This is a genomic window from Mesorhizobium sp. BAC0120 (assembly GCF_033542235.1).
GTDB lineage: Bacteria > Pseudomonadota > Alphaproteobacteria > Rhizobiales > Rhizobiaceae > JAWRCU01.
The window spans coordinates 162,254-178,297 of record NZ_JAWRCU010000004.1; the positions used below are offsets into that span (position 1 = coordinate 162,254).

Consider the following 16,044-nt stretch of genomic DNA (forward strand, 5'->3'; position numbering starts at 1 on the left):
AATCGGTTAGCCGGGTGCGGGCGCATTTTGCGCGGTGCGGCTCGATAGCCACCGGGCAAATTCATCGATCGTGTGGTCGGCTATTTCCTGCATGGTCCTCGCCGGCACGGCGGCCCAGCCACCCTTGCCCTTGGCTTTGGCCTGCCCCTGGATGCGGTGGAGCCGGCTGCCGGAAGGGTCGAGCACATCCCAGACGTAGATCACCGTGGTCGAGGAACCGTCGTCGACCTCCGAGAAATAGCCTTTGAGAATATGCGTGGGGAAAGCGCCCTTGTCGGCGATCCCTATGCCGCGCTGGCGGGCGCGTTCCCACAGGCGTTGATCGAGCGATGCTGTGACCTGGCTTGTCGCTCCGGTAATGGGTGCAAGCTCGATGCGCGATGCCGTGATGGCGGAAGCCTGTCCGCCGTTGCCTTGGGGCAGGGCGGTCGAAGCCTGGGTTCCTTCAGGCGCCTGGCTTAGCCCACTGCCGGAAGGCACAACATTGGGGGTGCCTTGCGGACTTGCCGCCAGACCTGGAGACGGTGCGGCCAAGGTGGTGGATGTCGTCGGGGCGAGGCTTGGCGACATCTGTGCCGTCGGTCCACTCGCCCCGACCTCGGCCGGCGGCGTCACGCCCGAGCTCGTGCAGGAGGCGGTCGCGAGCGAGGCGACCAGGCATGCGGCAAGTCTTGCCGACCGCTTCATCCGCTGGCTAGCTCCCGACGGCTCCTCTGTTTTTACGCGGCTTCACTGAACGATCAAGGTGAGATCATGACGGGAAAGCGGCTTTGGTTGAGCTTCCGTCGTCAGGTAGGTTCGGCCGAGCGTCATTGCTGTCTCGGTTTCCGAATCCATGATGATCATGTGCGCGAACAGCGTCATATTGGGCGCGATCGGCTCCGGGTTGCCCTGGTAGAACATCGGCATGTCCATCCACGAAGGCGCAAAGCGGGCCCCGAGCGAATAGCCGCAGGCATTCAGCCGGTGGCGGGTCAGCCCATGCGCCTCCATGGTCTTGGCGTGTGCGTCGAAGACATCGCCGAAACTATTTCCGGGTATCATCGCTTTTTCGACCGCAAGAAGCGCGTCCCGCGAAGCCTCGAACAGCTCCTGGTGCCGCTTCGACGCCCTCCCGGTAAGCACGGTGCGCATCATCGCTGCGTGGTAGTGGTGGAAGACGCCCGCCCATTCGAGCGTAAGCTGATCGTTTTTGGTCAGCTTGCGACGGCCGGCCTTGTAACGGCAGAGCAGAGCGTCGGCACCGGAACCGATGATGAACTCATTGGCAGGGTAGTCGCCGCCTCCCGAAAAGACGGCGCCCTGCATGGCGGCAAGGATGTCCGCCTCGTCGCCGCCGGCCTTGATCAGCGGCAGCGCGGCATCGAATGCGGCGTCTGCCAGCTCCGCAGCTTTTTCGGTCTTCGCGACCTCTGCCGGACTTTTGAAGAGGCGTAGCCGAGAGACGATGCCCGATGCATCCACGATCTGGCCGAAAGTGGCGAGCTGCTCGTCGAGGCGACGGCCATTGTAGGCGGTCAGCCCATGGGTGTCGTATTCGACGCCGATGCGACAGCCGAGCAGGTCAAGATCATTCAACAGGTTGCGCAGGTCGACTGCCGGGTTGGCGTTGTCGCGATCGGTCCACACGACGATGTTATCGATGATCGAGGTCTGCCTGGCCTGTCTGAGGTCGGCCGAGCGTGTGAGCAATACCATCGAGCCGTCCGACTTGACGACAAGGCACTGAAAAAAGCAGAAGCCGAACGTATCGTAGCCTGTCAGCCAGTACATGCTCTCCTGGGCAAACAGCAGGATCGCGTCGAGCTTCTTTTCGGTCATCTCGATCAGCAGGCGGTCGCGGCGCGCATCGAATTCGGTTCGCTCGAAATGCAGCGCCATCAGATTTCCTCCAGAACAATCGCCGATATCTGCCGGCCGTAATCGGCCTCCTTGCGGTGCGTGGTGCGCCGGTATGAATAGAACAGCTCTTCCTCGGCATAGGTGCAGCGGTCGAGCTTCTCCGCCCTGACGCCGGCGCGCGCGAGCCGGTCGACCGTATAGCTATTGAGGTCGAACATGGCGTGGCCGGGCCTCGAGGCGGAGGCGAAGTAACGTTGGTTGCCGGCATCATCGGCGACGAAACGCTCGATGAATTCGGGGCCGACCTCATAGTTCGCCGGCCCGATCGAAGGCCCGAGAACGGCGATGATTCTTTCCCGGCCGGCGCCAAGCCGCTCCATTGCCGCAACAGTGTTTTCCAGAACGCCGGTGAAGGCGCCTTTCCACCCGGCATGTGCGGCGCCGATCACGCGCGCATCGGGATCGGCAAAGAGCACCGGCCCGCAATCGGCAGTCGAGACGCCGAGCGCAACGCCCGGCCGATCGGTCACGAGCGCGTCGGCCTTCGGCCGTTCGCCTTCGAAGGGGCCGCGAACCACGATCACATCCGGAGAATGGACCTGGTATGCAGTAAGCAACCGCTCCGGAGCAACGCCCATCCACAGCGCGACCCGCCGGCGATTCTCGCGCACCCGCTCAGGAGCGTCATGCGAGCCGACACCGATGTTCAAGCCCTGGTAGATGCCTTCGGAAATGCCGCCGAGCCGCGTGAAATAGCCATGGCGGATCCCGGACGGCAGAATTGCGTCAAGCGCCGGTGAGCGGACGGGGTCCGGCTTTCTGATGTCCAACATGCGCCGCCTTGTCGTTTTGCGGGGTCGGTCCCTGACGGTGCTCCGTGCCGGCCGACCTTCTCTGTCGCGCGCGAGACTGCGGCAGGGTGCCGGTCAAGTCAATCCGAAGCGGAGAGGTGACTTGGCGAAGTAGAGCCGTGCAGTGAGCTATTGCATTGGCAGGAAAGCCGGAAGTGGGGCTCCAGTTGGCGCAATCGCGAGCACCTTGAACAGCGTTCCCATGCCGTCCGATCCCGCGAGCCGGTCGACCTCGCTTTGCAGCCTGCGCCGCGTTGCCGAATCGGCCGCGGCCCCAAGCTGGCCGGCCCGTTCCAGAAGTCCCATACGCAGCAGGAACTCGCCTTGCGGCAGGAGATGCGCGTCAAGCCCATGCGCCTTGGCCACCTCTGAAAGCGCCGAGAAATCGACATGGGCGGTGAGGTCGGCTTTGCCGGGGTCTGCGAGCGGGTCGGTATAGGCATGATGCGAAAGCCCCTGCAAGGTATCGCCGACGGCAGGCTTCGAATAGCCGTAGTCTATCAGGAGCGCCGCGGCGCCACCTTCCGCTACCCGCTCCGCCAGCATTTCCATCAGCGCCGTGCGCGCCGGCGAGAGCTCCGCGATTGCGCCGTCAGGAGCGGTTGCGGCGTCAGGTGGAAGCAGGGCCGGATCCGGTGCGCCGGGTCGTGCCGTGAACATCAATTCGCGGGCCTCGGTCAACCCGACCGCGCGCTCCATCCAGCGGCCGTCGGCCTTGACGTACTGCCTGATCGGGATTGCATCGAACAGCTCGTTTGCAACGATCAACAAGGGCTGGCGGGGCAGCGTGTCGATCGTTTCGTGCCATTCGGGACGGTCGGCCAGATCGCCGAGCGTCGCCTTCTGGACGGCAACCAGCCGCGGGCTCGTCTCGATCATGGCGACGGAGGCGCTGCCCCACAGGTCCGGCCCAAGCCGGCCGAGCACCCGCAGCATGTCTTTCATCAAAGTGCCGCGACCAGGCCCGATTTCAGCGAGTGTGACGGGAGAGGGCCGGCCAAGCGCGCGCCATGCAGTGAGCAGCCAGACGGCGACTAGCTCGCCGAACATCTGGCTTATCTCGGGCGCGGTGGTGAAATCGCCAGAAGCGCCGAAGGGCTCACGTGTCGTATAATAGCCGTCCTTCGGATCGAACAGGCAAAATGCCATGTAGTCCGCGATCGACAACGGGCCGTTCGCCTCGATCAGCCGTACGATCCTGTCGCGCAATCCGGACAAGGCGGTCAGGCGCGGGCGGGCGCCGCCTCCGATTTTGCGGTGAGCACGGCCCAAAGACCGATGAGAACCATCGGCGTGGAAAGCAGCATACCCATGGTCAGCCAGCCGCCGAACAAATAGCCGATCTGCTGGTCGGGCTCGCGGAAGAATTCGACGAAGATGCGCGCCATGCCGTAGCCCATCACGAAAAAGCCGGACACGAAGCCGGGAGAGCCGAGCTTCAGCAAACGGTGGGTGAGAAGTCGCAGCACCAGGAAAAGGACCAATCCTTCGAGCAATGCCTCATAGATCTGCGAGGGGTGGCGCGGAAACGGCCCGCCATTCGGAAACTCGACGGCCCAGGGAACGCTGGTCGGCTTTCCCCAGAGCTCCGAATTGATGAAGTTGGCGATCCGCACCAGCCCGAGCCCGACCGGGACCCCACAGGAGATCACGTCGAACAGGCTCCAGACCGGGATTTTACGCCGCCAGGCGAACAATATCATGGCAAGGATGGTCCCGAGCAGGCCGCCATGGAACGACATGCCGCCTTGCCACACCGCGATGATGTCCTGGGGGCGAGCTAGAAAACGCGGCAAATCATAGAAAAGGACGTAGCCCGTGCGACCGCCAAGGACGATGCCGATTGCTGCCCAAACAAGGAAATCGTCAATGTCCTCCGGCCGCATGGGGCTTCTGCCTTCCGGCCAAAGTCTCGTGTCGGCGACAAGGCGCTTCGAATACCACCAGCCGAAGAGAATACCGACGATGTAGCCGACGCCATACCAATGGATCGCGAGCGGCCCGATGCGGATCAGCACCGGGTCGATGTTCGGGAAGGGCAGCGCCGTCAACGGCAGCATCAAATCGGAAAGCAACGGGTCCTCCGCGCCAGACACGCGCGGACCATGCGGCAGCGGCTTGGCATGGTCAAGCCGGGTCAGGTGGCGACCCGCAACAGTCTCGCCTTGCATTCGGCATGGTCGCCTATTACTTCGAGTTCAAGCCCGCGGAGATTTCGCCATGCCGACATCAGGACCGAACCGCATCCTCGACGATTTCGCCAAGCTGCTGACCGACGCAGCGGGTGCGGCCCAGGGTGTGCGGCGCGAGGTCGAGCAGGCTTTCCGCGCGCAGGCGGAGCGGCTGCTGAACTCGATGGAAGTCGTGCAGCGCGAGGAGTTCGAGGCGGTGCGAGAAATCGCCATCAGGGCGCGCGCCGAGAACAAGGCGCTTGCCGCGCGTCTTGAGGCGCTGGAAGCCAGATTGTCGGAAAAAACCGACGGCGAGGCGGGCGAAGGCGCGTCTGAGGCTGCCTCGAAGGGGCGCGCCAAAAAATAATTCGCTGCCTTTTTCCACAAAGCGCCACCGCGAAAATCGCTTTTCGGTGAATCGCTTAACGGGCAACAATGAATCTTCGTGACAGTTGGTTAATGCCCGCTTAAGCCCCGTTGCAGAAAAAAGGGGCTGGTCACGCGACTCGTCATCAATACACTGAATTTGTTGAATGATTCGGGACGGCCGTTCTGGATCTGGCGCTGGATGTTGGGGTTCGGCGGGGGAGTAATAGCGCCAAGCCCAAAAGCCCGGCAGCCATAGTACCAAGTTTGTCACGCGTGCGATTCCGCGGGGCGCCGGACCGCGCTCCCAAAACGACAGGAAGCATTTCATGGAACTCGCTGAAATCGATCTCGTCCGCGAATCCCACCCGGTAGACGTGATCGAACAAGTCGCGCACACGAACGACTGGTCCTTCGAACGCAACGGGGATGACGAAATCTCGATCTCCGCGGCCGGCAACTGGACCGATTATCATATCTCCTTTTCGTGGATGGAGGATTTCGAGGCGCTGCATCTCGCCTGTGCCTTCGACATCAAGGTACCCGAGAACCGCACTCTGGAAGTGTTGCGGCTGCTGTCGCTCATCAACGAACAGATGCTGTTCGGCCATTTCGATCTGTGGGAGCAGGAGGGCGCGATCATGTTCCGCCAATCGCTCCTGCTTGCCGGCGGCGTTGAGCCGACCAGCCAGCAGGTCGAGGTGCTTCTCTCGAGCGCGCTCGAAGCCTGCGAATGCTATTTTCAGGCCTTCCAATTCGTCATCTGGTCGGGCGTCTCGGCGAAGGACGCGCTGGCGAGCGTGCTCTTCGAAACTTTCGGTACCGCTTGAGATCTCGCTCATGCAGGCTAGCAAGGGGCCACATCCCGAGATCGGCTATGCCGATTTCGAACGCGTCGACATCCGTGTCGGCACGATTGTCGAGGCGGAGCCCTTTCCCGAAGCACGCAAGCCCGCCATCAAGCTGAAGATCGATTTCGGCCCCGAAATCGGCGTCAAAAAATCGTCGGCTCAGGTCACCAAACACTATACGCCCGAGACGCTTATCGGCCGGCAGGTCATGGCTGTCGTGAACTTCCCGCCGCGCCAGATCGGCAAGTTTATGTCGGAAGTCCTGACGCTTGGCTTTCCCGACGCCGACGGAGACGTGGTGCTCGCCGCGGTCGAGCGAAAAGTCCCCAACGGCGGGAAACTGTTCTGATCCCACACTTCCGCCGGGCGGCCGGCCGTCAGGTGGGTCAGGAAGGCGGCGAACTCTCGGCCTCAGGGAAGAATTTCCAGATTCCGCTGTGCTTGCCGAACATAACGTCGTACTGCAGCAGACGAAAATCATTGATCGCGGGATCGATCGGCTTTTTCCTGGCCCAATCCGGAAAATCTTTCCCGTCGGCCGAAATCAGCATGTTGCGGTCGACGACATGGAACTGGCTGTGCATGCGGCCGAGGAAACCCGTGTAGTAGGGATGCATGATCCCGGCTGTCGTCAGAACGTGCAACGGAATGAAGGCCGGGCTCACCTCGCCGATGTCCTTGACCGCTCCGGCCCAATTCGACCAGATGACGAGCGGCGTGTCGTGCTCCCTGGCCATTTCGGCGGCCGGCGCATGACGGTTCGCCACCTTGTCCTTCATGAAACCCGTTTCGACGTAAACGGGGCCGAGCGGCGGCAGGTGGTCGCCGAAGAAGGCGACGATGGTCTTTCTCTTGCGCTTCGAGGCCCAGTCAAGCAGCCGCTTTAGACTGGCATCCGCATCCGAGGCCCCTTCCGCATAGGTGGTGATGGAGCCGCTCGACCAGGCACTCAGCTGCCCCTTGGCGACATGCATGGCATCCGGATAGCGGTTCGGCTCATAGGGGCCGTGGCCCTGCAGGGTTACGGCGAAGAAGAAGAGCGGCTCCCTGATCTGCTCAGCCTGGCGGATAATCTCGTCGGTGAAGGCCATATCTGACGCCAGCTGGCCGCGCTTCCTGAGCGGCGGCAGCTTCTCTTCCGAAAGGAAGCCATCGAAGCCCATGAACTGGTAGACGGGACTGCGGTTCCAGAACCATCCGCTGAAGGGATGTAGCGCGCGGGTCGCGTAGCCTTCACTTCGCAAGAACCTGGCGAGCGACGGCAGCGGCCGCCTGATATATTGCTGATACGGGATGCTGCCATACGGCAGGAAGGCGTTCGAGAAGCCGGTCAACGCCTCGAATTCGATGTTGGCCGTCATGCCGCCGAACTCCGGCGAGAACATCGAGCCGGAACGGAATTCGCGCACGGTCGGAAGCGGGTCGGGAGTGATCGTCACACCTGGCAGCTGCGTCGGGTCCCAGAAGGATTCGCTCATGACGATGATTATGTCGGGCTTGTCGTCCGGCACAGTTGCCGCGGGAAAGCCGGGGATCTTATCGATGGTCTCGGCGGAATAGCCCGCCGGCTTCGTGACTTCGGCCATCGGGAGATTGAGCGCGAAGGCCAGCGTGAAGCCGTTGACGGCATAGTTCTCCTTCTGATCCCACATGATCGGAACGATCCGCAGGCGGTCGCGGGCCCATGAGAAGGTCGCGTAATCCATCATCGAGACGAAGGCAGTCAGAGCCGGCACTGCCAGCACAAGCCGCATGAAACGGCCTTTACGCGAGAGCCTCGGTGCTCTGCGCCGCCAGGCGACGACGGCCGCCACGAACAGGATGACGCCGCATATGGCTGCCGCGGCAAGCGCGACAGCCGACTTGGGCCGCTCGGCGACGAGCAGCGGCAGAAGGTCGAAGATCTGCCGGGCGTAAAGGAAGTCGGTGGGGTAGAACGGATCGGAGAGATAGATTCCCTTCTGGCTGTTGATCCATGCCGGGATCAGGGCCAGCGGAGCAAGCAAGAGCAATCCGGCATGAGCCCGCCCGAGGAACGCGTCGATGGCCAACGCCGCCAACACGAACACGCCGACCGTCGCCAACGCAGGCCGGTGGATGTCGCTGAAGAAGGCAAGCGCGGCCGACAACGAGTCGCGCGCGATCAGCTCAACCCCGAACGCCAACCCGGCCGCGAGCACCAGAGTGATCATCAGCGAGATCGAAGCGCGGACCGGGGGCTTTGAGAACCAGTTCCTGAACCGGCCACGTGTGGAATCATCAATCCAGTGGTCGTCGTCTGCGGGGGCCGCGACGCTCAGCACCAACTCTGGCAACACTAAACTCCAACCCTGAAACGACTAAATGTCATTGTGCTGTCACTAAACTGTCATTGATACACTCGGTTGCGGTCCAAACAACGCGAGTGGGCCGCTTGGCGGTCACGCGCCGGACAAAATTTGTTGCAAAGTGAATCAGGAAAGGCGGGCAGCGTCGGTTTTATCGCCAGGCCGAGCTCGACCCTGCCGGGTGGCGGCCCCGCCTCATGCCGGAACCCGGATGATAGCCCTCAGGCCGCCCAGCGGGCTGGTGTCGAGTGTGATGTCGCCGCCATGGCTTCTGGCGATGTCGCGCGCGATCGAAAGGCCCAGTCCAGTGCCGCCGGAATCCTGGTTGCGCGCCGAATCCAGCCTGTAGAAGGGGCGGAAGACATCTTCGCGGTGCTCCGCCGGGATGCCCGGTCCGTCGTCATCGACCGTCACGGTGAGCTTGTCGCGGGAGTGCACGGCTTTGATGTCGACCTTTGGGGCGTAGCGGAAAGCGTTTCCGACGATGTTGCCCAGGAGCCGAGAGAAGGCATCCGGCCTGACTTGCACCTCGGGATCGCCGATGATCGATGTCTTGATCTTGCGGCCGCGTAGTTCGGCTTCCTCCTCGAGCTTCTCGAAGAAGGATTCCAGGTCGAAGCTGCCCGTGTCCTCCGCCGCTTCGCCCCGGGCGAAGGCCAAGTAAGCTTCAAGCATCGACTGCATATCGTCGACGTCCTGGTTCAACGTCTCGGCATGCTCCTTTCCTAGCAGCGCGAGTTGCAGTCTGAAGCGCGTCAGGATTGTTCTCAGATCATGGCTAACGCCTGAGAGCATCGCCGTGCGCTGTTCGATTTGCCGTTCGATGCGCTCTCGCATCTGGATGAAGGCAAGGCCGGCGCGCCGCACCTCTTCGGCGCCGCGCGGCCTGAAGTTCTCGGGCGGCGGGCGGCCCTTGCCGAAGCTCTCGGCAGCCGCGGCCAGCTGCAGGATCGGGCGGATCTGATTGCGCAGGAACGGAATCGCGATCATCAACAGCACCAGTGAGGTGCCGACCATCCACACTATGAATTGGTGGGAGTTCGACGGGTAGGCGCTGCTGCGGCGAGCGAAGACCCGCAGCACCTTGTCGTCCAGCTTGATGCGGATTTCGATCATGTTGGAATTGCCGACGGTGTCAAGCCAGAAGGGCCGGCCGATCCTGGTGGTGATCTGGTCGCTCAGCGCATCGTCGAGCACCGAGAAGAACGGCTTCTGGCCTGGCGGCGGCAGCGGGTCCGGCGGCAATATGTCGATCTTCAACCCCATCCGGTCCTGAGCGATCCGGATCGCGCTGCCGTAATCGTCGCCTTTGGGATAGGTCTCGACCATATCGACGATTGCAGCGATGTCACGGACCACCGACTCGGAGAGGCGCTGGGTCACGGTCTGCCACTGCCTCTCCATCCAGACGAGGGCGATGACCGATTGCAGCAAAACGATCGGTGCGATCACGATGATCAGCGAGCGCGCATAGAGCCGCTTCGGCATGTAACGGGCGACGAGCCGCCAGAACCAGGTCCAGTTCCTCTTGGCCTGCTGGTAGATCGGGTTGGTCCAGATCCGTTTGGCCAGTGCCGACACCATTACCCCGGCGCGCGAAACGCGCACGGCGTCAACGGCCTTCGCTGGCGAGAAAGCCTGTGAAAGCCGCGTGTAGAAGGTCGGCCTTGCGTCCTGGCTCGTATCGGAAGCGGCCATCTATCCTTTCCATCGCGCCACCCGGATCGCTCCGCAACTGGCGCATCATGCCGACCAGGCAACTGGACATGCATCCACCGGTTTCCGAAGGATGCTTGCCTGGTTCCTTTCTGCCCCGAGCAGATCCTTATCGCAAAGCCGTGGACCAGTTTTGCGGAACCTGCTTAGCCGTTTCCGACAACATAGTTTCTCGGGCGCCGCCAGAAAAGCTTTTGGGGCAGGGCTGCCCGCGGGAGCGGCTTCATGCCAGACCGACGCCTGACGCGAACGCCTACACCCTTATGCGTCTGCCTGCTATTCGACGCTCAGGCGGTAACCTATGCCGCGCACCGTCTGAAGCCAGACAGGGTTTGCCGGGTCACGCTCGATCTTGCGGCGAAGCCGGTTGATCTGCACATCGATCGTACGCTCGCCGACCTCGGAAGAGTTGCCGACCAGTTCATGGCGCGGGATGGTCTCGCCGGCGCGCTCGGCGAAGATCGCCAGAATCTCCTGCTCGCGGTCGGTGAGCTTCAACGGCTCGCCGCCCTTCTTGAGCTCTCGCCTTGCGATCTGGAAGGTATAGGGGCCGAAGACGATCTGCTCGACCTTGGGAACGGACTGGGGTCCGCCGCGGCGCAATATGTTGTTGATCCTCAGGATCAGCTCGCGCGGATCGAACGGCTTGGGCAGATAGTCGTCGGCGCCGGCTTCCAGCCCGCTGATGCGGCTCTCCACCTCCGACAGCGCCGTCAGCATCAGGATCGGCACCTGCTTCTCGGCCCGCAATGACTTGGTGAGGTCGACTCCATTCTCGCCCGGCATCATCACGTCGATCACAAGGAGATCGAAGTCGAGCCCCTCCAGCCTGCGCCGTGCCTCCGCTGCCGTGCCCGCCACCGTGACGCGGAAGCCGTTCTCGGTGAGATATTGCTTCAGCAGGTTGCGGATTCGGGTGTCGTCGTCGATGACGAGCAGATGCGGAGCGTCGTCGCCGGGCGACGCCGAACGGTTGGGAAGCTCACTCGTTTCCATGCCTCTCCCCATGCTCATTCGCGGGTAGACTATCTATCTGCGGCCTCAATTCCGGGTTGACCATCGCCTTCAGGAAATGCTCGATCCTATCACGCTCGGCCAGCCCTGTTTCCTCTAATGCACGACGGATACGGCGCGACTGTGGCCGCGCAAGTGCCAGCGCCAGCGCCCGCCCCTTTGCCGTCGGGTAGAGTTCGCGCTGGCGACGATCGCGCGGTCCCTGAACCTGGACTATGTGGCCTGTGTCGATCAGCTGCTTCAAGACCCGGGCCAGGCTTTGCTTGGTGATCTTGAGCACCTCCAGCAGCTCGGCCACGGTCAGCCCCGGCATACGGTTGACGAAATGCAGCACCCTGTGATGGGCGCGTCCGAACCCGTAGTCAGCCAGGATCTGATCAGGGTCTGAGGTGAAATCCCGATAGGCGAAGAACAGAAGCTCGATAATCGAGAAGTCGATCTCTTCGTCGCCCGTCAGCGCCGTGCGGATGGGCTTCACCGCGACTCCATTTCGTTCTGCCACCATCAGTTTCCGCTTCGCCCGAAAATGTCAGTCCTAATTTATGTCAGCCTTGTTGACTTAATTTATTGCGGCTGGTAATTTTCGACAAGCTTTTCGACCGATTGCGAACGAAAAGGCAAGGGAAAACCGATTTTTCGGAATTTCCTCCGAATTTGCGTTTGCCCGTTTGCAGCCCTACTTTGGTCTGCAAATGCGCCGTTTTTCGGCGGTTAGCTGCAACAACCAACGACATGCGGGCGGGCCGCCCGCGGGAGGTCACCATGGCATCTGTTCCCTTCGATCAGCTCGATGGCTTCATTTGGATGAACGGCCAGTTCGTCAAATGGGCGGACGCCAAGATTCACGTACTGACCCACGGGCTTCATTATGCGAGCGCAGTGTTCGAGGGCGAACGCGCCTATGGCGGCGAGATATTCAAGCTTACCGAACATACCGAGCGCCTGCACGAATCAGCCCGTATCCTTGGCTTCAAGATACCCTATAGCGTAGCCGAGATCGACGATGCCTGCCGCACCCTGTTGAAGAAGCAGGGCTTCACCGACGCCTATGTGCGGCCGATTGCCTGGCGCGGCAGCGAGCAGATGGGCGTCTCTGCGCAGAACAGCCGAATCAACTGCGCGATCGCCATCTGGCAGTGGCCGAGCTATTTCGATCCGGCGCAGAAGCTGAAAGGCATCCGACTGGACATCGCGGAGTACCGCCGACCCGATCCGAAGACGGCGCCATCGCGAGCGAAGGCGGCCGGACTCTACATGATCTGCACCATCTCCAAGCATGCTGCGGAAGCGAAGGGCTATGCCGATGCGCTGATGTTCGATTGGCGGGGGCAGGTCGCAGAGGCGACCGGTGCCAACGTCTTCTTCGTCAAGGACGGCAAGCTTCACACGCCCGCCGCCGACTGCTTCCTCGACGGCATTACGCGCAGGACGGTGATCGATCTCGCGCGCAACCGCGGCATCGAGGTGATCGAGAGGGCGATCATGCCGAACGAGCTGGAAGGATTCGAGCAGTGCTTCCTCACCGGCACGGCCGCAGAGGTGACGCCGGTTGCCGAGATCGGACCCTATCGCTTCGAAGTTGGCGAGATCACCCAGAAGCTGATGAGCGACTATTCGGCGGCAGTGCAGCCGAGTCACGCAATCGCAGCCGAATAGCACTTTCCACTATCGCAATTGTGACTGTGACGGGCGGCCTCGAGCCGCCCGTCACATTTGTATTCACGAACAGTAATATTTGACTTTCTCCGTATTCGGCGTCTCCATGTTCTTGACCGACTCGCAAAAGATGTCGGCCGATACGGAGGGAAAGACCAATGGACAGTAATGTGCTACTTCAGCTTGTGGTGCAGATTGTTACCGGTGTCATCGGTGGTCAGGCGGTCGGTGCTGCGATCAAGAATGCCGCGATGACGCAGCTGCCCAAGATCCTTGCTGGCGGCATTGGCGGCATTGCCGGGGGCCAGATTCTCACCAGCCTTGTCGGCGGCGGCGATCCGGCGACTGCCGGTGCCCTCGGCGGGATGCTCGGCGATGTGGTCGGCGGTGTCGGCGGCGGCGCCATACTCACGGCGATCGTCGGCGCAGTCATGAACAGCATGAAAAGAGCCTGAGCGCTGAATTGTCGTTCTAGCGGGCGGTGGCTAGGCCGCCCGCTTCTATTGGCGGGCAACCGGCTCCGGCATCACACTTGGTTGTCTAACGTCGGATTCATCTGAAAACCGGTTCGCCTTTTCGGTCCGATGCACTAGAAGTTCGGCATGGGTCAGTTGAATGCCGGCATAGTTCCCGTCACGCCGTTCCAGCAGAATTGCGCCATTCTGTTCGACACCGCGACCAGAGAGGGTGTGGTTGTCGATCCAGGCGGTGACATAGATCAGATCCTTGAAGCCGTTCGCGCCAGCAAGATCGACGTCCAGCAGATTTGGATCACGCACGGCCATATCGATCATGCGGGCGGAGCGATGGAACTCAAGGATGCGCTTGGCGTGGAGATCATCGGCCCGCACGAGGCAGACCTGCCGCTCCTGTCAAATCTGGAAAATCAGGCTCTGTACTTCGGGCTTAGCAACTCGGTCCGCAACTGCACGCCGGACCGCTTCCTGACCGAGGGCGAGACCGTTTCGTTCGGCGGCCATCAGTTCGAGGTTCTTCATTGCCCGGGTCATGCGCCGGGGCACGTCGTCTATTTCAACCGTGCCGCACGCTTCGCGCATGTCGGCGACGTTCTGTTCCGCGGCTCCGTCGGGCGGACCGACCTGCCGGGCGGCGATCATGCCGCGCTGATCCGCTCGATCAAGGAGAAACTCCTGCCTCTCGGCGACGACATCGGCTTCATCTGCGGTCACGGTCCTGGCAGCCGCTTTGGTGACGAGCGGCGCGACAATCCGTTCCTGGTTTAGAGCGTCGTAGGATCAAATGGATCGCCACACCGCTCTATCTCTCTGTTGAGCACTGGATCTGTCCGAAACCGCTACGCATCGGTCTGGCCGATGCGAAAAAAAGGGCGCCGCCATTGCTGACGGCGCCTCGCGCTGAACGGGAGGCAGGTTCAGTTCGCGACGCAGAAATGCTCGCGCCCATCGTAACCGACGAAGGTGCCCGAATTAGGATCGAAACTGCGGTAACGATCGCCGCAGTAGCGGTACCATTCGGGGCTCCATGGCTCGAGGCCCGCCCGATAATACGCGGCGCGCGGTTCAGCGTAATAGCGGCGGACCGGGGGCGGCGGCGGAGCAGCGTAGACCGGCCCATCATAGTAGTCGTAGACCGGCCGATAGGGAGGGCTCAGTGCGCCGGCCGCAAGCGCACCTACAGCGAGGCCGAGCACACCGGCCGCAACGACATTGCCGGAATTGTTGTGATGATGCCACCCGTCACCGGCTTCGGCTGGCGCCAGCGCCGTCAGCGTGGTCGCGGCAAGCGCAGCCGAAAGTATGGTGGACTTCAAAAAGCGGTTCATCTTGTTCTCCTTCACGCCAGACCGGCTCAAGGGGAGGGCCCGCCGGCATCGGCGCCAAGGAATAGCCCGGCTTCCCTGAACCCAACCTGAACGAAAAATGAGGCGGAAATCGCGCCAATTATGCTCGGACCAATGTTCCGCAGGCTAGTGTCGCGAAGCGCGAATTCCGCCAAATGGAAGGAATTGGAGCGGTTGATTGATCCCGCCCCAGCTCCCTGTTTTTGCAGATTGCGCTGTCCGAAAGGTCTGCAACTTTTCGGGATCATGCTCTATCATCCGCAAAGAGTCGCGCGAGCGACGAGCGATAGAGAGTTCCAGGGAAGCTTGGCGGGCATGGGCAAAGGCCTGACGACCATCGGCTTCGACGCCGACGATACGCTTTGGCAGAACGAGCAGTTCTACCGGATGACGGAAGCGCGTTTTGTCGAGCTTCTCGGGGAGCACCTGGATGCGCCAGGCATTTCGGCGCGACTGTTGGATGCCGCAAGGCGCAATCTCGGCGTCTACGGCTTCGGGATCAAAAGCTTCACGCTGTCGATGATCGAGACCGCGATCGAGGTGACCGGCGGTAAGGTCCAAGGCGATGCGATCGGCCGGATCATCGCCATGGGCCGAGAAATGCATTCGCATCCGATCGAGACGCTTCCGGAGGCGCGACAGGCAGTCGAGGCGCTGAAGGATCGCTATCGTATCGTGCTCGTCACCAAGGGAGATCTGTTCGATCAGGAACGAAAGCTCGCGCAGTCGGGGCTCGGCGAACTGTTCGACGCAGTCGAGATCGTCAGCGACAAGAATGCCGACACGTACCGGCGCGTCTTTTCACGCCACGGCGACGGACCGGAACAGGCGATGATGATCGGGAATTCGCTGAAATCGGACGTGATCCCAGCGATCGAGGCCGGCGGCTGGGGCATCTACGTCCCGCACGAGCTCACCTGGGCTGCAGAACATGCGGATGCTCCGGAGAGCCACCCTCGCTTCCGGCAGATCGAACGGCTCGGCGAACTCGAGCGGATGATTGCCGATATCGAGGGGCAGTGACTCCCCGGGACGACGAAGCGGTCGCGAACGGCCTCAGCCGAGCGTGAGATTGACCGCCTTCGGGCCCTTGCCGCGCTTGTCCGGCTCGGTCTCGAATTTCACTTTCTGCCCATCTTCGAGGCCCGGGAGGCCTGAGGCCTGGACGGCTGAAATGTGGACGAAGACGTCCTTCTGACCGTCGTCCGGCGTGATGAAGCCGAATCCCTTGGCATGGTTGAAGAATTTGACAGTGCCGGTCTGCGGCATGGGGAACTCCTTTTCTCCCATTGATTCATCTGCGCGAAAAGTTCCGGATCGCGCAGGTTCGGTCGTTTACTGGAGGAGAAGAAACAGTCTGAGATCGCAACGAGACGGCGCAGAGCCGTCTCTCGAGCGATCGCTCCAGGGCGCCTTTAGGTCTTGTCC

General features: G+C 61.9%; 18 protein-coding genes. 7 read left to right on the plus strand and 11 right to left on the minus strand.

All coding sequences use genetic code 11. The features are described 5' to 3' along the window. Positions 1-6 precede the first annotated feature (6 nt). From SAZ10_RS11165 to lgt, 5 genes are all read right to left on the minus strand, one after another. Positions 7-687: a hypothetical protein gene (locus SAZ10_RS11165; protein WP_318609285.1), complete on the minus strand. Its 681-nt coding sequence runs from the start codon at positions 685-687 to the stop codon at positions 7-9. A 42-nt stretch (positions 688-729) separates the two neighbouring features. Then, positions 730-1,881 (minus strand): Xaa-Pro peptidase family protein, encoded by a 1,152-nt coding sequence (locus SAZ10_RS11170; RefSeq protein WP_318609286.1) that lies wholly within the window; start codon positions 1,879-1,881, stop codon positions 730-732. Next, positions 1,881-2,675, minus strand: a complete 795-nt coding sequence (pgeF, locus tag SAZ10_RS11175; protein ID WP_318609287.1) for a peptidoglycan editing factor PgeF — start codon at positions 2,673-2,675, stop codon at positions 1,881-1,883. The genes SAZ10_RS11170 and pgeF overlap by 1 nt, the downstream gene beginning before the upstream one ends. A gap of 147 nt (positions 2,676-2,822) precedes the next feature. After that, positions 2,823-3,911, minus strand: coding sequence for a class I SAM-dependent methyltransferase (locus tag SAZ10_RS11180; RefSeq protein ID WP_318609288.1), 1,089 nt, complete (start codon positions 3,909-3,911; stop codon positions 2,823-2,825). Positions 3,912-3,916: 5 nt separating this feature from the next. Beyond that, positions 3,917-4,753 carry a prolipoprotein diacylglyceryl transferase gene (gene lgt, locus SAZ10_RS11185; protein ID WP_318609638.1) on the minus strand — a complete coding sequence of 279 codons (837 nt, stop codon included), beginning with the start codon at positions 4,751-4,753 and terminating at the stop codon, positions 3,917-3,919. Positions 4,754-4,913: 160 nt separating this feature from the next. Between lgt and SAZ10_RS11190 the strand changes: the two genes are divergently transcribed. The 3 genes from SAZ10_RS11190 to SAZ10_RS11200 all read left to right on the plus strand — a co-directional run bounded on the left by SAZ10_RS11190 (position 4,914) and on the right by SAZ10_RS11200 (position 6,430). Beyond that, a complete protein-coding gene (locus SAZ10_RS11190) occupies positions 4,914-5,231 on the plus strand; it encodes an accessory factor UbiK family protein (RefSeq protein ID WP_318609289.1) in 318 nt (105 codons plus the stop codon). Between the two features lie 328 nt (positions 5,232-5,559). Further along, the gene (locus SAZ10_RS11195) at positions 5,560-6,060 is read left to right on the plus strand and encodes a YbjN domain-containing protein (RefSeq protein ID WP_318609290.1); all 501 of its coding nucleotides are present in this window, start codon (positions 5,560-5,562) and stop codon (positions 6,058-6,060) included. A 10-nt stretch (positions 6,061-6,070) separates the two neighbouring features. After that, positions 6,071-6,430 (plus strand): tRNA-binding protein, encoded by a 360-nt coding sequence (locus SAZ10_RS11200; RefSeq protein ID WP_318609291.1) that lies wholly within the window; start codon positions 6,071-6,073, stop codon positions 6,428-6,430. Positions 6,431-6,467: 37 nt separating this feature from the next. On the opposite strand, the gene SAZ10_RS11205 is transcribed toward SAZ10_RS11200, so the two are convergent. The 4 genes from SAZ10_RS11205 to SAZ10_RS11220 form a co-directional block, all read right to left on the minus strand. Further along, positions 6,468-8,273 carry an LTA synthase family protein gene (locus tag SAZ10_RS11205; RefSeq protein WP_318609639.1) on the minus strand — a complete coding sequence of 602 codons (1,806 nt, stop codon included), beginning with the start codon at positions 8,271-8,273 and terminating at the stop codon, positions 6,468-6,470. A 330-nt stretch (positions 8,274-8,603) separates the two neighbouring features. Then, entirely contained in the window at positions 8,604-9,992 is a 1,389-nt protein-coding gene (locus tag SAZ10_RS11210) for a sensor histidine kinase (protein ID WP_412535207.1), read from the minus strand. 408 nt (positions 9,993-10,400) lie between these two features. After that, complete coding sequence (locus SAZ10_RS11215) at positions 10,401-11,120, minus strand: response regulator transcription factor (protein ID WP_318609292.1); 720 nt, start codon at positions 11,118-11,120, stop codon at positions 10,401-10,403. Further along, the gene (locus tag SAZ10_RS11220; protein WP_318609641.1) at positions 11,107-11,640 is read right to left on the minus strand and encodes a MarR family winged helix-turn-helix transcriptional regulator; all 534 of its coding nucleotides are present in this window, start codon (positions 11,638-11,640) and stop codon (positions 11,107-11,109) included. The genes SAZ10_RS11215 and SAZ10_RS11220 overlap by 14 nt, the downstream gene beginning before the upstream one ends. Before the next feature lie 260 nt (positions 11,641-11,900). Between SAZ10_RS11220 and SAZ10_RS11225 the strand changes: the two genes are divergently transcribed. From SAZ10_RS11225 to SAZ10_RS11235, 3 genes are all read left to right on the plus strand, one after another. Next, positions 11,901-12,794, plus strand: coding sequence for a branched-chain amino acid aminotransferase (locus SAZ10_RS11225; RefSeq protein ID WP_318609293.1), 894 nt, complete (start codon positions 11,901-11,903; stop codon positions 12,792-12,794). Positions 12,795-12,952: 158 nt separating this feature from the next. Further along, a complete protein-coding gene (locus SAZ10_RS11230; protein ID WP_318609294.1) occupies positions 12,953-13,249 on the plus strand; it encodes a hypothetical protein in 297 nt (98 codons plus the stop codon). Positions 13,250-13,396: 147 nt separating this feature from the next. Further along, positions 13,397-14,038, plus strand: coding sequence for an MBL fold metallo-hydrolase (locus tag SAZ10_RS11235; protein ID WP_318609295.1), 642 nt, complete (start codon positions 13,397-13,399; stop codon positions 14,036-14,038). A gap of 149 nt (positions 14,039-14,187) precedes the next feature. Here SAZ10_RS11235 and SAZ10_RS11240 read toward each other — a convergent pair whose 3' ends face one another. Beyond that, complete coding sequence (locus SAZ10_RS11240; RefSeq protein ID WP_318609296.1) at positions 14,188-14,598, minus strand: BA14K family protein; 411 nt, start codon at positions 14,596-14,598, stop codon at positions 14,188-14,190. Positions 14,599-14,931: 333 nt separating this feature from the next. Between SAZ10_RS11240 and SAZ10_RS11245 the strand changes: the two genes are divergently transcribed. Then, a complete protein-coding gene (locus SAZ10_RS11245) occupies positions 14,932-15,639 on the plus strand; it encodes an HAD family hydrolase (RefSeq protein ID WP_318609297.1) in 708 nt (235 codons plus the stop codon). 33 nt (positions 15,640-15,672) lie between these two features. Here the strand turns inward: SAZ10_RS11245 and SAZ10_RS11250 are convergent, their stop codons facing one another. Next, positions 15,673-15,885: a cold-shock protein gene (locus SAZ10_RS11250; protein ID WP_318609298.1), complete on the minus strand. Its 213-nt coding sequence runs from the start codon at positions 15,883-15,885 to the stop codon at positions 15,673-15,675. Between the last annotated feature and the right edge of the window lie 159 nt (positions 15,886-16,044).

Coding starts and splice junctions, on each gene's coding strand:
- SAZ10_RS11235 (WP_318609295.1), top strand. CDS start 13,397: ATGGGTCAGTTGAATGCCGGCATAGTTCCCGTCACGCCGTTCCAGCAG.
- SAZ10_RS11170 (WP_318609286.1), bottom strand. CDS start 1,881: ATGGCGCTGCATTTCGAGCGAACCGAATTCGATGCGCGCCGCGACCGC.
- SAZ10_RS11205 (WP_318609639.1), bottom strand. CDS start 8,273: ATGATCACTCTGGTGCTCGCGGCCGGGTTGGCGTTCGGGGTTGAGCTG.
- SAZ10_RS11245 (WP_318609297.1), top strand. CDS start 14,932: ATGGGCAAAGGCCTGACGACCATCGGCTTCGACGCCGACGATACGCTT.
- SAZ10_RS11210 (WP_412535207.1), bottom strand. CDS start 9,992: ATGGTGTCGGCACTGGCCAAACGGATCTGGACCAACCCGATCTACCAG.
- SAZ10_RS11200 (WP_318609291.1), top strand. CDS start 6,071: ATGCAGGCTAGCAAGGGGCCACATCCCGAGATCGGCTATGCCGATTTC.
- pgeF (WP_318609287.1), bottom strand. CDS start 2,675: ATGTTGGACATCAGAAAGCCGGACCCCGTCCGCTCACCGGCGCTTGAC.
- SAZ10_RS11240 (WP_318609296.1), bottom strand. CDS start 14,598: ATGAACCGCTTTTTGAAGTCCACCATACTTTCGGCTGCGCTTGCCGCG.
- SAZ10_RS11190 (WP_318609289.1), top strand. CDS start 4,914: ATGCCGACATCAGGACCGAACCGCATCCTCGACGATTTCGCCAAGCTG.
- lgt (WP_318609638.1), bottom strand. CDS start 4,753: ATGCTGCCGTTGACGGCGCTGCCCTTCCCGAACATCGACCCGGTGCTG.
- SAZ10_RS11250 (WP_318609298.1), bottom strand. CDS start 15,885: ATGCCGCAGACCGGCACTGTCAAATTCTTCAACCATGCCAAGGGATTC.
- SAZ10_RS11225 (WP_318609293.1), top strand. CDS start 11,901: ATGGCATCTGTTCCCTTCGATCAGCTCGATGGCTTCATTTGGATGAAC.
- SAZ10_RS11165 (WP_318609285.1), bottom strand. CDS start 687: ATGAAGCGGTCGGCAAGACTTGCCGCATGCCTGGTCGCCTCGCTCGCG.
- SAZ10_RS11215 (WP_318609292.1), bottom strand. CDS start 11,120: ATGGAAACGAGTGAGCTTCCCAACCGTTCGGCGTCGCCCGGCGACGAC.
- SAZ10_RS11230 (WP_318609294.1), top strand. CDS start 12,953: ATGGACAGTAATGTGCTACTTCAGCTTGTGGTGCAGATTGTTACCGGT.
- SAZ10_RS11195 (WP_318609290.1), top strand. CDS start 5,560: ATGGAACTCGCTGAAATCGATCTCGTCCGCGAATCCCACCCGGTAGAC.